Annotated in this window: 18 protein-coding genes and 1 tRNA gene; 15 read left to right on the top strand and 4 right to left on the bottom strand. The window is 54.0% G+C overall.

From position 1 onward, the window contains the following. Nucleotides 1-34 precede the first annotated feature (34 nt). The 5 genes from ACLQ7H_RS27700 to ACLQ7H_RS27720 all read left to right on the top strand — a co-directional run bounded on the left by ACLQ7H_RS27700 (nucleotide 35) and on the right by ACLQ7H_RS27720 (nucleotide 5617). A complete protein-coding gene (locus tag ACLQ7H_RS27700; protein ID WP_411755440.1) occupies nucleotides 35-805 on the top strand; it encodes a fimbria/pilus periplasmic chaperone in 771 nt (256 codons plus the stop codon). Then, on the top strand, nucleotides 771-3323 hold the full coding sequence (locus ACLQ7H_RS27705) for a fimbria/pilus outer membrane usher protein (protein WP_411755441.1): 2553 nt from the start codon (nucleotides 771-773) through the stop codon (nucleotides 3321-3323). The genes ACLQ7H_RS27700 and ACLQ7H_RS27705 overlap by 35 nt, the downstream gene beginning before the upstream one ends. Further along, complete coding sequence (locus ACLQ7H_RS27710) at nucleotides 3314-4450, top strand: fimbrial protein (protein WP_411755442.1); 1137 nt, start codon at nucleotides 3314-3316, stop codon at nucleotides 4448-4450. Before ACLQ7H_RS27705 ends, ACLQ7H_RS27710 begins: the two co-directional genes overlap by 10 nt. A gap of 7 nt (nucleotides 4451-4457) precedes the next feature. Next, nucleotides 4458-5258: a molecular chaperone gene (locus tag ACLQ7H_RS27715; RefSeq protein ID WP_411755443.1), complete on the top strand. Its 801-nt coding sequence runs from the start codon at nucleotides 4458-4460 to the stop codon at nucleotides 5256-5258. A gap of 149 nt (nucleotides 5259-5407) precedes the next feature. Further along, the gene (locus tag ACLQ7H_RS27720; RefSeq protein WP_411755444.1) at nucleotides 5408-5617 is read left to right on the top strand and encodes a glycogen synthesis protein; all 210 of its coding nucleotides are present in this window, start codon (nucleotides 5408-5410) and stop codon (nucleotides 5615-5617) included. Between the two features lie 123 nt (nucleotides 5618-5740). Here the strand turns inward: ACLQ7H_RS27720 and ACLQ7H_RS27725 are convergent, their stop codons facing one another. Beyond that, entirely contained in the window at nucleotides 5741-6382 is a 642-nt protein-coding gene (locus ACLQ7H_RS27725) for an NADPH-dependent F420 reductase (protein WP_411755445.1), read from the bottom strand. Nucleotides 6383-6481: 99 nt separating this feature from the next. Here ACLQ7H_RS27725 and ACLQ7H_RS27730 point away from each other — a divergent pair, with 99 nt between their 5' ends. Further along, the gene (locus ACLQ7H_RS27730; RefSeq protein WP_411755446.1) at nucleotides 6482-7369 is read left to right on the top strand and encodes a LysR substrate-binding domain-containing protein; all 888 of its coding nucleotides are present in this window, start codon (nucleotides 6482-6484) and stop codon (nucleotides 7367-7369) included. A 17-nt stretch (nucleotides 7370-7386) separates the two neighbouring features. Here ACLQ7H_RS27730 and ACLQ7H_RS27735 read toward each other — a convergent pair whose 3' ends face one another. From ACLQ7H_RS27735 to ACLQ7H_RS27745, 3 genes are all read right to left on the bottom strand, one after another. Next, nucleotides 7387-7926: a DUF2058 domain-containing protein gene (locus ACLQ7H_RS27735; protein WP_411755447.1), complete on the bottom strand. Its 540-nt coding sequence runs from the start codon at nucleotides 7924-7926 to the stop codon at nucleotides 7387-7389. A gap of 1060 nt (nucleotides 7927-8986) precedes the next feature. After that, nucleotides 8987-9061: transfer RNA gene (locus tag ACLQ7H_RS27740), tRNA-Arg, on the bottom strand. A gap of 145 nt (nucleotides 9062-9206) precedes the next feature. Then, complete coding sequence (locus tag ACLQ7H_RS27745) at nucleotides 9207-10157, bottom strand: formate/nitrite transporter family protein (RefSeq protein ID WP_411755448.1); 951 nt, start codon at nucleotides 10155-10157, stop codon at nucleotides 9207-9209. Between the two features lie 236 nt (nucleotides 10158-10393). Here ACLQ7H_RS27745 and ccmA point away from each other — a divergent pair, with 236 nt between their 5' ends. The 9 genes from ccmA (at nucleotide 10394) to ccmI (ending at nucleotide 17471) form a co-directional block, all read left to right on the top strand. Further along, nucleotides 10394-11026, top strand: coding sequence for a cytochrome c biogenesis heme-transporting ATPase CcmA (gene ccmA / locus ACLQ7H_RS27750; RefSeq protein WP_411755464.1), 633 nt, complete (start codon nucleotides 10394-10396; stop codon nucleotides 11024-11026). Continuing rightward, nucleotides 11026-11685 carry a heme exporter protein CcmB gene (gene ccmB, locus ACLQ7H_RS27755; protein WP_411755449.1) on the top strand — a complete coding sequence of 220 codons (660 nt, stop codon included), beginning with the start codon at nucleotides 11026-11028 and terminating at the stop codon, nucleotides 11683-11685. The genes ccmA and ccmB overlap by 1 nt, the downstream gene beginning before the upstream one ends. 116 nt (nucleotides 11686-11801) lie before the next feature. Then, entirely contained in the window at nucleotides 11802-12539 is a 738-nt protein-coding gene (locus ACLQ7H_RS27760) for a heme ABC transporter permease (RefSeq protein WP_024485095.1), read from the top strand. Next, the gene (gene ccmD, locus ACLQ7H_RS27765; RefSeq protein ID WP_411755450.1) at nucleotides 12536-12787 is read left to right on the top strand and encodes a heme exporter protein CcmD; all 252 of its coding nucleotides are present in this window, start codon (nucleotides 12536-12538) and stop codon (nucleotides 12785-12787) included. The genes ACLQ7H_RS27760 and ccmD overlap by 4 nt, the downstream gene beginning before the upstream one ends. Continuing rightward, nucleotides 12784-13278, top strand: a complete 495-nt coding sequence (gene ccmE, locus ACLQ7H_RS27770; protein WP_411755451.1) for a cytochrome c maturation protein CcmE — start codon at nucleotides 12784-12786, stop codon at nucleotides 13276-13278. The genes ccmD and ccmE overlap by 4 nt, the downstream gene beginning before the upstream one ends. Beyond that, nucleotides 13275-15245, top strand: a complete 1971-nt coding sequence (locus ACLQ7H_RS27775; RefSeq protein ID WP_411755452.1) for a heme lyase CcmF/NrfE family subunit — start codon at nucleotides 13275-13277, stop codon at nucleotides 15243-15245. The genes ccmE and ACLQ7H_RS27775 overlap by 4 nt, the downstream gene beginning before the upstream one ends. Continuing rightward, the gene (locus ACLQ7H_RS27780) at nucleotides 15242-15793 is read left to right on the top strand and encodes a DsbE family thiol:disulfide interchange protein (RefSeq protein ID WP_411755453.1); all 552 of its coding nucleotides are present in this window, start codon (nucleotides 15242-15244) and stop codon (nucleotides 15791-15793) included. Before ACLQ7H_RS27775 ends, ACLQ7H_RS27780 begins: the two co-directional genes overlap by 4 nt. Further along, entirely contained in the window at nucleotides 15790-16257 is a 468-nt protein-coding gene (locus ACLQ7H_RS27785) for a cytochrome c-type biogenesis protein CcmH (RefSeq protein ID WP_411755454.1), read from the top strand. Before ACLQ7H_RS27780 ends, ACLQ7H_RS27785 begins: the two co-directional genes overlap by 4 nt. Continuing rightward, on the top strand, nucleotides 16257-17471 hold the full coding sequence (ccmI, locus tag ACLQ7H_RS27790) for a c-type cytochrome biogenesis protein CcmI (RefSeq protein ID WP_411755455.1): 1215 nt from the start codon (nucleotides 16257-16259) through the stop codon (nucleotides 17469-17471). Before ACLQ7H_RS27785 ends, ccmI begins: the two co-directional genes overlap by 1 nt.

The raw sequence follows: 17471 nt of genomic DNA on the forward strand, positions 1-17471 counted from the left end.
GGGGGCAGCCTCATCCCTTTCAGAGGATAGCGCCATGTTAAGAACTCTATTTATCGTTTCTACCCTTAGCTTGGCGCTGACATGGACACCTGCCGCTGATGCTGGTGTGATCATCAACGCCACACGCATTATTTATAATGAAAACAGCGGCGAAGCGATTACCCAACTGCGTAACCAAGGGACCAGTCCGGTGTTGATCCAGTCCTGGATCGATAACGGTGATGTTAAATCCAAACCCGACACCGTCAAGGTGCCCTTTACCCTGACGCCACCGGTTGCCCGTATCGATCCGGGTAAAGGGCAGGCGTTGCGGATTGTGCGTACCGGCGGCGGATTGCCGAGCGACCGTGAATCACTGTTCTGGCTCAATGTGTTGGAGATCCCGCCCAAGGCTTCCCAAAAGATAGCCGCGGGCGACAACCTGATGCAGTTCTCTTTCCGTACCCGCATCAAACTGTTGTACCGGCCGAATAACCTGCCAATAACCCCGGCTCAGGCTTACGAAAAGCTGGATCTGAGCTTACGCAAAGGGGCTGGGGGTTATGAAATCGTCGCCAAGAACCCATCGCCTTATTACCTTACTTTCCGCCAGATTGAAATTCGCAGCGCCAAAGACGCGCCAGTGCTGGGCGATTTGGGGAAAACGCAGGAAAGGATGGTGGCACCCTTTGGCGAGTTGGTGATGAAAGTTCAAGGAATGAAATCGGCACCGTCAGCAGGCTTAAAAGCGTTTTACAGCCTGATTGATGATTTCGGTGGGGATAACAAAAATGAGCGGACGTTGGCAGGCAGTGGTAAGTCTTGATTGGCGGCCCTCTTTTCTCAACCAGGTTTACATTGCGGGAGCCATTTTACTGGCTCCCATAGCGTTGGCTTATGCGGATGAAAGCGAGGCTATTGAGTTCAACGAGTCTTTTCTGCGTTCGTCCGTCGATGTCAGCCAGTTCTCCAGCGGTAACCCGGTTGCTCCCGGCATTCACCGCATCGATCTCTATCTTAACGACCAATGGAAAGGGCGGCAGGACGTCAACTTTTCCCTGGCAACGCCGCAAAGCAGCATCGCTCAACCTTGCTACGATCTGAAACTGTTAAGCCTGTTCGACATTGCCTTGGATAAACTGGACAAAGCGGTGCTGTCGCGCTTGCAGCAAGGGGAGCAGTGTATTGCGCTGAGTGAACTGGTGCCCGGTGTGGAGGGCAATTTTGATAGCGGTGGCCAACGGTTAGATGTGCGTGCGCCGCAGTCTTTGCTGCAGCATGAAGCCCGTGGCTATGTCAGCCCTGAGCTGTGGGATAACGGCATCACGGCGGCTACCCTGCAATATGACTACAACGCCTACCGTGCTGAACATTCCGACACATCTGCTCAAACCACCCAGTTTTTGGGGTTGCGTGGCGGATTGAACTGGGACGTGTGGCGTCTGCGTTACCGGGCGTCGGCCAATTGGAATGATGACGAAGGTTTTCGCTATCAAAGCAATGAAACCTATCTGGAGCGGCCTTTGGTTGGCTGGCGTAGCCGGATGGTGCTGGGGCAATCGACCACCGACGGTCAAGTCTTTGACAGCATTGGGTTCCTTGGCGCTCAGATCAGCTCGGACGATCGGATGTACAGCGATTCCCAACGTGGCTTTGCCCCGGTGGTGCGCGGTATCGCCAATACCAACGCGCTGGTGCGTGTAAGTCAGCGTGGCAGCCAGATTTATGAAACCACCGTACCGCCGGGTCCGTTTGTTATTGACGATCTGTATCCTACCGGCAGCGGCGGCGATCTGCTGGTCACGGTAACCGAAGCCGATGGCACTGAACGTAGCTTTACCGTCACCTATGCTTCGATAGCTGAACTGCTGCGGCCAGGTGTAACCCACTATTCAGTGATGGCGGGGAAATATCGCAATAACTCGGTGAGCGAGGAACCTGCCATTGCGGTGGGCACTTTGAGGCATGGTTTCACTAATCTGCTGACCGGCTATACCGGCGTGATCGGTGCCGATGGCTATGCGGCCGCCTCGGGCGGTCTGGCTTTCAATACCGATTTTGGTGCGCTGTCAGTGGATATTACCCAGGCGCAAACGCAGTTTGATCACCGCCCTAACGAGCAGGGGCAGAGCGTGCGGCTCACCTATGCGAAAATTTTGCCGGTGGTGGATACCAACATCACGCTGGCCAGCTATCGCTATTCCAGTTCCGGGTTTTACAACGTGGATGATGCCATGCTGCTGCGCGATCGCGACAGTAACGACAGTGGCTTTGCTGACTATAACAGCTGGAAACGGCGCAATCGTTTCCAGATTAACGCCAGCCAGTCGTTGCCGGAGGGTTTTGGTACTGTCGCGTTGAATGCCAACGTGCAGGATTATTGGGATCATGACCAGACCGACCGCGAATATCAGCTCAGCTACAACAATCACTATAAAAAGCTGAATTATGGGGTTAACTTCGCACGTACACGCAACCTGGCAACCGGAAACTGGGATAACAAAGCCATGCTGACCCTGTCGATCCCATTGGGCTCCAGCCCGCGCGCGCCCAACCTGACCAGCAGCTATATCCAGCAAAAGGATCATCAGGGGTTGCAGAACTCGCTGTCCGGTAGCCTGGGAGAGGATCGGCAGTACAACTACAGCGCCTTTACCAACTACGACTATTATAAAAATAGCAACAACAACGTCAGCGGTGGCGTCAACGGCTCATGGGCCGCGCCTTACGCCTTTGTGGGGGGCAGCGTTTCCGCAGGCCAGGGCTATCAACAATATGGGGCCAATATGTCCGGTGGTCTGGTGGCCTATCGCGGCGGCGTGGTCTTGACCCCGATGCTGGGAGAAACGTCGGCGATCGTTGAGGCAGAAAACGCCAAGGGGGCCAGAATCACCAACTACAGCGGTCTGCGCCTGGATAACAGCGGCAAGGCCGTGGTCCCTTACCTCAGCCCGTACCGGCAGAATACCGTGGAGTTGGATCCTAAAGGGCTTTCCAGGGACGTGGAGTTGAAATATACCAGCCAGAAAATCGCGCCTACTGCCGGTGCCGTGGGGCTGTTACGTTATGAGACCGAAAGCGGCTACTCAATCCTGGTGACCGCCCGCGATGTTGCCGGTAATCCGCTGCCCTTTGGCGCGAACGTGTCCGACGAACAACAGCGTAGCGTGGGGTATATCGGTCAGGTTGGTGAAGCCTTACTGCGGGTCAACCCCCCTAAAGGCCAGTTGGAGGTGAAATGGGGCGAGGGGGCCGGGGAAAGTTGCCGGTTCAACTACCAACTGCCAGCCGCATCGCCTGGGGATGAGCCGGACTATCGCCGCCTGGAGGTTATATGCCAATGAAGCAACTACTGACTTTGACCCGTTTTTTCACTCGCTGGCCTGACGCTTGGTTCCAACTGCGGGGTAAGCGCTTGCTTCTCGGCTTATTGCTGATGTTTGGCTACGGTGGAGCGGCCAGTGCCGAAGGGTTTGCGATCGGCTGCGCGCGTAACAGTGGTTATTATCAGTTTTTCGATACGGCCACCATTGAGATCGGCAAAGACAGCGCCGTTGGCGACGTGATTGGCCCCTGGATCAACTCATATAATTCCACTACCTGGAATTGCACGCCGAACAGCAGTTATCAGCTACCGGTGCAGTTCAGCGTGCAAGGAGCTTCACCTTACACCACGCGCAACACTATCGTGGTCGATGGGCAAACTTACATGTTGTATAACACCACGGTAAAAACTGGGCTGGGCTATATTGTTCGTTGGCGCTATACCCTGGGTGGCAAAACGACCGATTGGCAACCGCTGACCGTCGCTACCGGCGTGCAGCAGACTCATGCTGAGTCAATCACGGTTAATTACGGTACGGGAAACCGCTTCTATATGGGGGCAGATGCCCAGATTCGTTTCGTTAAAACCACTACTGGGTTGACCAGTGGTGCAATCCCATTATTCGATCCGATATATATGCGCCATCTGCAGACCTATAACGGCTTTGCTGCGCCCGGCGATCTCACCTATATGATTGCCCAGTTCAAAAGTGGTAGTACGATCGCCAGCGGCGGCACCTGCACGACGCCCAATGTGAACGTTGATCTACCTGAAGCCAGCGTCGGCCAGTTCAACGGCGTAGGTTCGGTGGCAGGGCGCAAAGCTTTTGAGCTGGCGTTCAACCAATGCCCGGCCGGTTTGGCCAGCATTGGCTACAGCTTTGCCGCCACGACGCAGGTGCTGGACGCTACCAATGGTGTAGTGGCACCTAATGCCACCTCAAGCGCTGGCGGCGTTGGGATCCAGTTGTTGCGCGGTAATAACGTGCCGGTGACGTTTGGCACCATTTATCTGCTGGATAACTATGATAGTTCGGCCAAGGCCAACTATCGGGTTCCCATGCAAGCGGGCTTGTTCCAGGTGGGGAATGCGGTAACCGCAGGAACGGCCAATACCGCAATCACTTTTACGCTGAATTATAAGTAGGGTGAATATGGTCGCTATCAATGGTTTCGCGCCACAATACCGCAGGCTTTGCCGTTGGCTATTGATTACGCTGATGGCCTTATTTATCCCGCTGAGTCACGCCGAGATATATCTGGGAGCGACGCGCCTGATTGTCAACGGCAAGGATAAGGAGGCGACGCTGCGCGTCACGAACGAGGGCCGCTCTGCGGTATTGCTGCAAATCTGGGTGGACAATGGTGATAGTGAGGCGGAACCGGAGAAAATCGCCACGCCATTTACCGTGGCGCCGCCAATCTTGCGCCTGGACGGGAAGCGGGCACAGCGTCTGAGAGTGCTGTTTACCGGGGCAGAACACACGCTGCCGAGCGATCGTGAGTCGGTGTTTTGGCTCAACGTGTTGGAGATCCCGCCGAAAGTGGCCAGCAATACGGCCAGCCAGATGCAGATGGCGTTCAGAACCCGGATAAAACTATTCTACCGGCCACGATCATTGCAGAGCATCAATATGACCAACGTACAGGATCAGCTACGCTTTAGTCTGGCACAACGTGGCGGCAATCCGGTACTGGTGGTTAGTAACCCCACGCCGTTCCACCAGACATTACTAGAAATGACGGTGGGCCGCGATAAGCAGCAGGCCGTCGCCACCTTGGTGCCGGAAAATGGCATGGTTAAGCCAAAAGGGCAGGCTGATTTCGCCTTAACAACGGCTAAAGCCCCGGTCAATGCTGGCATGAAGGTATTTTACTCGGTGCTTGACGACTTTGGCTCTGTGGTGACGGCAGAGCAAGTCTTGCAAGCTGCGCAACCGACCTTGCCACGATAAGTGCTTTTGCCTGTTTTTTCACCCTGTCGCAATTATGGCTTATACTTTTTAGTCGCCGAGACTATTCTTAGATCTGCAGCACACTTAACGAGCGATTGTCATTCTGCTTGTGGCACGCCAACTTTACTGTAAACGTTGAGGAGGAGATCATGGAAACTTTAGAAAAGTGCTATGTCTATGCCAAGAACACCAGCAACATGGATTTTCTCGCTTCTACGGTGGCATTCTTGGAGTTTCAGGGGCGCGAAGTCGATGCTAACGGCGTTGCGGGTAATATGTCGCGTGAACAGAGCGATAACTTCTTCGAACGGCTCAATCACTACCGTTCCATCTACAAAAAGCAGACCCAGCCCATTTGAATGCCACCTCAAGGCCCCGTTTTCGGGGCTTTTTCATGGTGTGCCCTACCTACATTCTGCTTTCCTTTATCCTGAGCGGTGAGGCGGTTCTGTATCACTGCCTGGCGACAGGCGGGAAGTTGCCTATGCAATTACCTGTTCTCGCGTCAGGTCCGCCAGGGATTTTTTCAATTGTGACTGATTGAACCATTCACAGTAGAGCGGCGAGCCGCGCTGAAAACGCCAGCCTTCTTTCAGTGCGCCCGCATCAACCACGTCAAAACCAAACTGGTCGATCAAATCGCTAACCCGTTTTTTGGCATCTTCACTATCCCCAACGATGGGCAGGGCACGGCGCCGCTCATCCCCTTGTGGGCGGCCATCTTTATTCAGATCGATGACGCGTATGGAGTTAAACGCCTTCACTACGTGAGATGCATAAAGATGATGGGCGAGCATTTCGCTGGTGGTGGTGAGTTGTTGATCCAGTTCGACGAAATTACCGTCGCGTTCGGGATAATAGTTATTGGTATCGATGACGATTTTGCCGCGCAGTGCCTCAGCGGGCACTGTCGCATAGTGTTTGAACGTGATCGCAATAACGACGATATCACCAAATTCTACGGCTTGTTGCACCGTTCCCGTTTCACACGCCAGAGCGACTTTCAGGCTGTATAAAGTTTCCGGCCCGCGTGAATTACTGAGCATAACCTGATGCCCGTTAGCCAATGCATGTTCCGCAAGTGAACGTGCGATAAAGCCTGCGCCGATGATGCCAATTTTCATGGTGTGAACTCCTCGATTAAGTTCAGCTACTGTAATTCATCATTTTTATATGATAAATAGAGTGAGGGTTGCGACACTCGAAACTAAAAGTAGGGAATAATGGATCGGCTTAAGTGCATGTTGGTGTTTGTGAAGGTTACAGACTGCGGTTCGTTTGCTGCAGCGAGCGAGGTGTTGAATTTGTCACCGCAGATGGTGGGTAAACATATCAGCATGTTGGAGGAACACTTGGGGACGCGTTTGCTAAACCGTACGACCCGGCGGCAAAACCTCACCGAAGTCGGGCGGATTTTTTATGAGCGTTGCAAAATTGTGCTTGCCGAAGCGGATGCGGCTGAGTCTGTTGCCCAGGATATGACCGCAATGCCGCGTGGAATGTTACGGGTCAATGCGCCTGTCACATTCGGGGCGTACGGCCTGTCACCTTTAGTGATTGACTACATGCGTCGTTATCCGGATGTTCAGGTTGAATTGACGTTGAGCGATCGCTTTGTGGATCTTGTCGATGAAGGGTTTGAGGCGGTCATCCGCATTGGACCGTTGGCAGATTCGGCACTGATTGCTCGCAAACTCAAGCCTTATCAATTAATCGCCTGCGCATCCCCGGGGTATCTGGCTGAATATGGCACTCCAGCCCACCCCGAAGATCTGATCGATCATGAATGCCTCGGATATACTTACTGGTCCCGCCGCTCAGAGAAAGAATGGGTTTTCACCAAAGGGGAGGAGCAGCACGCCGCCAAGGTAAACAGCCGTTTACAGTCAAATAATGCTACGGCGCTGCTGTCTGCAGCGCTTAGCGGCGGTGGTATTATTTTGGGGGCAGAAGTGGTGCTCAGAAGTTACATTACCTCCGGCCTGTTGATGCAGATCCTAGCCGATTATCAGGCACCTTCGCGCGAAATGCATTTGCTGTATTCGCCGAACCGTTATCCGACACAGAAACTGCGCTGCTTTATCGATGCGGTAATGGCGGAGTACGGTTAAACACCGGGCAATAGTACTTACCACATCAGATCGTCAGGCACGACAAAATCGGCATACGGATCTTCTTCATCTTTAGCCTCTTTACTCAGCTCGGCATTTAATACAATACTGCTCGCATCACGCTGTGCAATTTTATCTGCCACGATCGCGGGTATAATCGCGTATTCGCCATCAGGGTTTTTATCGGTAATCAGACGAGCAATGGCAAGACGGCCACTCATCAATTGAGATTGGGTCGTCTTATCCACATATATTTTTTTAATTAAATTATTATCTGTGAAGTTATAGCCAATATCGCCATTTGAAATAACGATCCGATTCATTTCAATGAGCTGCTTTACCTGGGCTTTATATTCTTTGGCCAAGGCGGCCTGTTTTTGCTGCTCATTCAACTGTTTATCACGCTCAACCTGTGCTTTTTTGTTTTCTTCCACGGCCTCTCTTGCCTCACGAGCCTGAACCCGCGATTTTTTAGCCGTTCTTTCTACTTTCGCCAGTTTTTTACTGTTAACCAATCCAGCTTTAAGCAGCTGCTCTTGTAATGTTAGCTTTGCCATGTTCGTTTCCGAAACCGATTAAATAATACCTTGGATTATACCCTTAACCTACGAGGTTGTGCTAGGTCGCGGGAGTTGGCCGCGCATCATATTGATAATAAATGGTTTTATGCTCTCTGTGACAGCAAGAGATGCCTCTCACCCTAACCATCACCCAAAAGAGAGTGAACCCGACGTGCTACGAATCGGCTCCACTATCTGACCGCGGCTCTGGACTCACTCCCTCTCCCCAAGCAAGTGTTCATGGGTTCCCGGTATGTGCTGTGGGAGAGGGTTGGGGTGAGGGGATATGAGTAGGCTTAACTGATGAGAATTACACTATTGGGGACACTTTTCATTAAAATGATTACTATTCCAAATTTAAATATGTATTATTTTTCAACCTATTCAGGACGAAAAAGATGAGTTTTTGCTTTATAGCGTCAACTCGGTGCTATCATTACGGCAAATCAACAACAAGAGAAATCTCTGTGAAACTACGGTCTTTAATTTCATTGCTGGTAACTCTATCTCTGACGGGGTGCATTGGGCTGGTAACGGCTAATGACGGGAATACAGTATCTATAGAGCGCGATTTCTGGATATCTAAGGAGTCATCACAAGAAAGTGCCGATAGGGCATGCATTCAGGCAGGGAAGTACAAAGCGGTTTATCAGATGACAGCGAACAAAAACCCGAGATTTGAGAAGGGGAACGGCGTGCAGATTGACGCATTTAAGTGCGAGTAATCGGCCTTCGTCATCCTTTGGTGGGTGGACTATTTGTGATTGAGTTAAGAAAGTCCTTGAGTAGGGTAATATGACGGGATCAACTACTCGGGTAAGCAATCATATAGCGCTGCTAGCTTTTCGCGAGTTCACTTCCGAGGATGACCGGATGCCTTGTAGTGAGTGCCTGTTTCACCATCACCATGGGTAAAAATTTGGCGGGTAAAATTATTTACCCGTTTTTATTCGCGATGGTTTCCGTCTGTCAACGAACTCATGTGAACAGCGATGTTAGGCGGTGACTGGATTTGAACGGTTTTACGAACTAATACGGAGGGTGGCGAACGATGGACTGGTGTCCCCTGCAGGAATCGAACCTGCAACTAGCCCTTAGGAGGGGCTCGTTATATCCATTTAACTAAGGGGACACGGCGGGCGCAGTATACCTATTTTTACGCCAGGGTTTAAGGGGTTATTGGTCTGATTGCCTGAAATATAATCGGTTTTCTCTCGTTATGCCCCATTTTCCCGATTATTCACCTTTTGCTGTGCCGCGAACGGGTTGACGAAGTTTTATTCGCGGTCTGATTTATCCGCGTGTTCCTTCTTGGGTTGATTCTCCCGTTGAGCCTTCAGCCGTTCGGCCTTGGCCTTGTCACTCATATCATTACGGATCTGCGCATGGCTGATCAGGGCGAAGATAAAGCTGCCACCGATGATATTGCCCGCCAACGTCGGGATGGCGAACGGGTAGAAGAACTCCTGCCAGGGGAGTGCGCCGCTAAACACCAGATACAGGATCTCGACGGAACCGACCACGATATGAGTAAGATCGCAAATCGCCACCAGGTAGGTCATCAGTACGATTACCCAGATTTTAGCGGCCCTGGCCGAAGGGAACATCCACACCATGGTGGCGATGATCCAACCCGCCAGGATGCCGTTGGCAAACATCTCTCCTGGGGTGTTATGCATGATTTCTTGTGACAAGCTGGCGAAGGCCGCACGGGTATTTTCATCAAAAATAGGCAAATGGATAAACGCCAGCGCGGCCAGGCCGGTGCCGAGCAGATTCCCCAACAGCACTATCCCCCACAGGCGGAACAGAATGACGAAGTTCTTCGGCGTCGGTTTATGCATGATGGGTAATACCGCAGTGACGGTGTTTTCCGTAAACAACTGCTGGCGAGCCATGATGACGATGACAAAGCCGAAGGTATAGCCGATGTTCTCGATAAAAAACCGGCTTGGGTCGTCCGGTAGGCGTGCGTGAAAAATCCCTTTCGCTGCCAGGGAAGCCCCCATCGATAAGCCTGCCGCCAAGGCCGACAGCAATAGCGCCAGCCAGTCACGCTCCAGTTCTTTCTCCCCCTCCATACGGATTTGCTCATGCACGGCAGCGGCGCGCGAGGGCAGTTTTTCCTCATCGACCTCAATGGTGGATTTGCCCCGGTCGTGCTCTTTGCTTTCGACCTTGACGCTGCTTTTATCGCTGTCGGCAGGACGATCTGATTGCGTGCTCAATGGTCATTCTCCTATTGGCTGATAACTAAGCGTAGTTGCTGATGGAGGGAAGGAAAGTGCGCCGGAAAAATGATTAAAAAGTAACGAAATTTTAACGTTGCTGATTTTTTCTACGCAATTTTGATCTGATGCGCAATATTACCTCTAATGGAGTACATTCAAGCCAGGCTGCGGGCTTCGAGCGCACTGTGGCTTATGCTATGATTCGCTATCCCAAAGAAAAATATGAGTCCTCCATGCTGGAAGCCAGAAATCTTAGTTGTGTACGAGATGAACGTATTCTGTTTGACAGGCTGAGTTTTTTGGTGAGCCCGGGGGACATTATTCAGGTCGAAGGCCCTAATGGGGCTGGCAAAACCAGCTTGCTGCGCATTTTGGCCGGGTTGGCGCAGCCAGACGCGGGTGAAGTGCTGTGGCAGGGCGAAAATACGCGTCATCGTCGTGAGCAATATCATCTGGATCTGCTGTTTCTGGGGCACCAGCCGGGGATTAAATCGATGCTGACCCCGTTTGAGAATTTGCAGTTTTACCAGGCGGTTAACCACTCATCCGATCGTCAGGCCATCTGGCAGGCGTTGGAGCAGGTCGGCTTGGTGGGATACGAGGATTTGCCGGTGGCGCAGCTTTCCGCCGGGCAACAGCGGCGGGTGGCGCTGGCACGGCTTTGGCTCAGCAAATGCCCGCTGTGGATCCTGGATGAACCTTTGACGGCCATAGATAAGCAGGGCGTGGTGGAGTTGACCGCGCTGTTTGGGCAACACGCACAACAGGGCGGTATGGTGCTGCTAACCACGCATCAAGATTTAAATGACACACTGCAGGCGGTAAGGAAAATTCGCCTGACACAGACCAGCGCGGAGATCGCCTGATGTTCTTCATCATCCTGCGGCGGGAACTGAAAATCGCCTTTCGTAAAGGCTCCGAGATCGTCAACCCGCTGTGGTTCTTCCTGATCGTGATCACGCTGTTTCCGTTGGGCGTTGGGCCAGAACCGCAATTGCTGGCGCGGATTGCGCCGGGGATCATCTGGGTAGCGGCGCTGTTAGCCTCGTTGCTTTCGCTGGAGCGATTGTTCCGTGACGACTACCTGGATGGCTCATTGGAACAGTTACTGTTATTGCCAACGCAGCTTCCCATGACGGTGTTAGGCAAAGTGTGTGCTCACTGGGTAGTGACCGGATTGCCGTTGTTGATCCTGTCGCCGCTGGTGGCGCTGCTGCTGTCGCTGGATGTGAATACCTGGATGTCGATGGCGCTGACCTTGCTGCTGGGTACCCCAACGCTGAGCCTGATTGGCGCTATCGGGGTGGCGTTGACGGTAGGGCTACGCAAAGGCGGGGTGCTGCTGAGTTTGCTGGTGCTGCCGCTGTATATTCCGGTACTGATATTTGCCACTGCGGCGATAGATGCCGCCTCGATGGGGATGCCGATTGACGGTTATCTGGCCATCCTGGGCGCAATGTTGGCGGGCAGCATCACGCTGGCACCTTTTGCCACCGCAGCTGCGTTGCGTGTAAGCGTACACTAGCTGCAGATTTAAACGCGGATGAATGCCTATAAGAGCTTTTCCGTGTGCAAGACTTTCGCCGTTCTGTCATCAGGGAGCGGTTACCGAATGATTTCTTACCGTGAGCAATGACGACAATGTGGAAATGGTTACATCAATTTGCCAGGCCGGAACGGCTGTACCATGTCTGTGGCCGCTTTGTCCCCTGGTTGGGGATAGCAGGCGCCATCTGTCTGCTGGTCGGCTGGGTGTGGGGCTTTGGTTTCGCACCTAAAGATTATCAACAGGGTGACAGCTTCCGTATCATGTACATTCATGTTCCGGCGGCCATCTGGTCAATGGGCATTTATGGCTCCATGGCGATTGCGGCGTTTATCGGCCTGGTCTGGCAGATGAAAATGTCCGATACCGTGGTCGCGGCCATGGCTCCGGTCGGCGCGGTGTTCACCTTTATTGCGTTGGTTACTGGCTCTGCCTGGGGCAAACCGATGTGGGGCACCTGGTGGGTGTGGGACGCACGTCTAACCTCGGAGCTGGTATTGCTGTTCCTTTATATGGGCATCATTGCGCTGTATAACGCTTTCGACGATCGCCGCCTGGCCGGGCGAGCCGCCGGTATTCTGGTGCTGGTGGGGGTGATCAACATTCCGATTATTCACTTCTCGGTCGAATGGTGGAATACCCTCCACCAGGGCTCAACCAATATGCAGCAGAGCATTGCGCCAAGTATGCGTTACCCGCTGCGTTGGGCGATCTTCGGTTACCTATTGTTCTTTATTACCCTGACCTTGATGCGCCTGCGCAACCTGATCCTTTTCCAGGAACGTCAGCGCCCTTGGGTCGCCGAATTGGTTAACAAGGAGCGTCAATCATGAATGCTGCATTCAGTTCCTGGCAGGCGTTCTTCGCCATGGGCGGTTACGCGTTTTATGTTTGGTTGGCCGTGGCCGCCACTCTGCTTTCCCTGCTGGGGTTGTTGGTCCACACCCTGTGGCAGCGCAAGCAGCTTCTGGCCGAAGTCAGCCGCCAAGAATCGCGTGAACGGCGTATCCGTCAGTCACAACAGTTAAAGAAAACAGCGGCCATACCGCAGTCTGTTAACTCGCGGGAGAAATCACAGTGAATCCACGTCGTAAAAGCCGCCTCTATCTGGCCATTGTCGTACTGATTGGCGTCGCACTGACCGCCACGCTGATGCTGTATGCCTTGCGCTCCAATATCGACCTGTTCTATACCCCGAGCGAGATCTTGCAAGGCAAGGGCGAAAAACATGAAAAGCCGGAGGTGGGCCAGCGCCTGCGAATCGGTGGCATGGTCATGCCTGGCTCGGTCAAACGCGATCAGCAAAGCCTGCAGGTGAGCTTCAAGGTATATGACGCCCACGGGGCCATCGAAGTGACCTACAACGGGATTTTGCCGGATCTGTTCCGTGAGGGGCAGGGCGTAGTGGCACAAGGCGTGTTGGGGGAAGGTAACGTGGTCAATGCGCGCGAAGTGCTGGCCAAACACGATGAAAAATATACGCCACCAGAAGTCGCGGATGCCATGAAAGAGAATCATAAAAGCCCGGCCGCTACCTATAGCGATTCGCCGGACGGGGGCAGCAAGTCATGATGCCGGAACTTGGGAGTTTTCTGCTGTGCCTGGCGTTGGCGATTTCGTTGCTGCTGAGCCTATATCCGCAATGGGGAGCGGCGCGTCAGGATACGCGCATGATGGCGGTAGCCCGCCCGTTAACCTATGGCATGTTTATCGCCATTGCCCTGGCATTTGCCTGCCTGGTGTACGCGTTTATTACCAATGATTTCACCGTCTCCTATGTCGCAGCCAACTCCAACACCAAGCTACCGGTGTATTACCGCATTGCGGCGACGTGGGGAGCGCACGAAGGTTCCCTGCTGCTGTGGGTGTTGCTGCTGAGCTGCTGGTCCTTGGCGGTTGCCATGTGCAGCCGTGCAATGCCGCAGGATGCCGTGGCTCGTGTATTGTCGGTGATGGGGATGATCACCGCCGGGTTCTTGCTGTTCATCATTATGACCTCCAACCCGTTTACCCGCACCTTGCCGAGTTTCCCGATCGACGGGGGCGACCTTAACCCGCTGTTGCAGGATATCGGACTGATCTTCCATCCGCCGTTGCTGTATATGGGCTACGTAGGTTTCTCGGTGGCGTTCGCCTTCGCCATTGCTTCACTGATGGCCGGGCGGCTTGATACTGCCTGGGCTCGTTGGTCGCGTCCGTGGACCACGGCGGCCTGGGTCTTCCTGACCATGGGCATCGTGTTGGGGTCAGCGTGGGCTTACTATGAGCTGGGCTGGGGCGGCTGGTGGTTCTGGGACCCGGTAGAAAACGCTTCCTTTATGCCATGGCTGGCCGGTACGGCCTTGATGCACTCGCTGGCGGTCACCGAAAAGCGCGGGACTTTCAAAGCTTGGACGGTGCTGCTGGCGATCACGGCCTTCTCCCTGTGTCTGTTGGGCACCTTCCTGGTGCGTTCCGGCGTGCTGGTTTCCGTTCACTCCTTTGCCTCCGATCCGGCGCGTGGGATGTTTATCCTCGCTTATTTGGTGATCGTGATTGGCGGCTCGCTGTTGCTGTATGCCGTGAAGGGCGGGCAGGTGCGTAGCCGGGTGCAGCATGAAACCTTCTCGCGGGAAACCTTCCTGTTGGGCAACAACGTCCTGCTGATCGCCGCCACGCTGGTGGTGTTGTTGGGTACTCTGTTGCCGCTGGTGCATAAACAGTTGGGGCTGGGCAGTATTTCCATCGGCGAACCGTTCTTCAACACCATGTTTACCTGGCTGATGGCACCGCTGGCGCTGCTGCTGGGCATCGGGCCGTTGGTGCGCTGGCGTCGTGATGAACCTACCAAGCTCTGGCGTCGCCTGGGCGTGGCGCTGGTGATCACGCTGGTGCTGTCAATCCTGCTGCCTTGGCTGCTGCAAGACAGTATCGCCGGTATGACGGTCGTCGGGCTGATCATGGCCATCTGGGTGATCCTGCTGACCCTGATGGAGCTGCATGAGCGAGCCACCCATCGCCACGGTTTCTGGCAGGGGCTCACGCACCTTTCCCGTAGCCATTGGGGCATGGTGTTAGGCCATCTGGGTGTGGCGGTGACGGTGATCGGGATCGCTTTCAGCCAAAACTACAGCGTTGAGCGTGATGTGCGCATGAAAGCCGGTGATAGCGTGGAAATTCACGACTATCGCTTCATCTTCCGCGACGTTCACGATATCCGTGGCTCAAACTATACCGGCGGCGTCGGGATTATCGATGTCACCCGCAACGGCAAGGCAGAAGCCACATTGCATGCGGAAAAACGCTACTACAGCGTGGCGCGCAGCATGATGACGGAGGCCGCCATCGACGGTGGCCTGACGCGCGATCTGTACGCCGCGTTAGGTGAAGAGTTAGACGATGGCTCCTGGGCCGTGCGGCTTTACTACAAACCTTTTGTCCGCTGGATCTGGTTCGGTGGCGTGTTTATGGCGATCGGTGGCGTGCTGTGTATTCTCGATCCGCGCTATCGCATGAGCAAAAAACTCAAGCGTGAAGCCAAACAAGGGGAGCAGGCATGAACCGCAAACTGTTATTTATTCCGTTAATTCTGTTCCTGCTGTTGGTGGTGGCTTTGTTGGTGCAGCTGACGCGTAACGCCGGCGGGGAAGATCCCACCATGCTGGAGTCTGCGCTGATCGGTAAACCGGTGCCGACCTTCAAGCTTGAATCCCTGGAACATCCAGGTAAAACTTTCGATCAGGCTGTGTTGCGCACTGGCAAACCGATATTGCTGAACGTGTGGGCGACCTGGTGCCCCACCTGTCGGGCAGAGCACGAGTATCTCAATACTCTGGCGGCTAAAGGCATCCGCGTAGTGGGGCTAAACTATAAAGACGATCGTCAGAAGGCGGTGGTGTGGCTCAAACAGTTGGGTAACCCTTATGCGCTGAGCCTGTACGACGGCGACGGTATGTTGGGGCTGGATCTCGGCGTGTATGGCGCACCAGAAACTTTCCTGATCGACGGTGAAGGTATTATCCGCTACCGCCACGCCGGGGACATGAACGAGCGTGTCTGGCAGCAGGAAGTGTTACCGCTGTATCGTAAATATGGGGGCGACGTATGAGGCTGATAACCTTACTGGTGGCGGCATTGCTGAGCTGGAGTGCTGCTGCAGCCATCGATACCTACAAATTCAATTCGGTGGAGCAGGAACAGCAATACCGCGAGTTGACCGAACAACTGCGCTGCCCTAAATGCCAGAACAACAGCATTGCCGATTCCAACGCCATCATCGCGGCGGATATGCGTACCAAGGTCTATGAGCTGATGATGCAGGGGCAAGACAAGCAGCAGGTCATCGATTATATGGTGGCGCGCTACGGCAATTTTGTGACCTATGAACCCCCGATGACCCCAGCAACTTTGATCTTGTGGATCGGGCCGCTGCTGTTTGTGCTGATTGGCGGGGCGGTGGTGATACTGCGTACCCGCCAACGTCGGGCGGGCGTGAGCAACCAGGAATTCTCCGAGCAGGAGCAGCAGCGTCTGGCGGCGTTGTTGAAAGAGACTGACAGGAAGAAACCCTAATGGCTTTTTGGCTGATAATTATAGTGCTGTTGGTCGGTACCGCTGCGTTGCTGGTGGTGCCTGCGATGCGCCAGGGCAAAGAGAGTACGGCGGCCAGCCGCGATACGCTCAACAAGGCGTTCTACGAGGATCGCCTCGACGAACTGGCGCAGGATGAAGATCAAGGGGTGGTTGCAGAACGCCCGGAGCTGGTCAAAGAGCTGCAACAGAACCTGCTGAACGATATCCCCGGGCAGGCGGATGAGCAGCCTGCACGGCCCATCAATCGTTGGGCGTTGGTGCCTGGTGTGGCGGTACTCGTTGTGGTGTCGGTTGGCTTTTATCTGAAAACCGGCGGTTTGGCTCAGGTTATGTCCTGGCTTCAGGTAGAATCCCAAATGCCGGAACTGCGCGCGCGGGTAGCCAATGAACGTGCCCAGCCGCTGAGCATGGAGGAGATTGCCCGTCTTGGCTTGGGATTACGTACCTCGCTGCAGCAAGATGATAGAAATCTGAATGACTGGATGATGCTTGGCCGTGTCGGGATGGCGTTGAATAATGCAACCACGGCAACGCAGGCGTTTGCTCATGCGTATAGCCTGGATCCGAGTAATATGGAAGTACGCCTGGGTTATGCTGAAGTGCTGACGCGCTCTGGCGATCCGGAAGACAACAAGCAGGCAACCGCGATGCTGCGTACGATGGTGGCAGAAGATCACACCAACGTGCGTGTACTGAGCTTGCTGGCGTTCAACTCCTTTGAGCAGGGCGATTACCAACAGGCGATCGGTGCCTGGCAGGTTATGTTGAAGCTGTTGCCAGCCGACGACCAGCGTGTTGCAGTGATAAAGCGTAGCATTGAACAAGCAAAAGTTCAGGTGGGCGCAGAAACTGTTAAACTCTCCGTTAATGTCACGCTGTCGCCAGAGGCGGCAAAAGCATTACCACCACAAGGAACGCTGATCGTTTCGGTTACCGATGGAACCAATCCGGTGCCGGTAGCGGTCAAGCAATTGCCGCTTAGTCGTTTCCCGCTGGCATTCACGTTGGATGACAGCAACGCCATGATGCCTGAGCGTCTGCTTTCAGCTCAGCAGCAGGTGAAGGTGCATGTCAGGCTGTCACAGGATGGCTTGGCAACGCCACAGTCGGGCGACTGGTTTGGCGATAGTACACTGCAAGCCTATAGCGGCAAGGAACAGGTCAGCGTTCAGATAGATAAACAGGTTCCCTGA

It is taken from the genome of Serratia sp. (in: enterobacteria) (genome assembly GCF_046715635.1).
Taxonomy (GTDB): Bacteria; Pseudomonadota; Gammaproteobacteria; order Enterobacterales; family Enterobacteriaceae; genus Chania.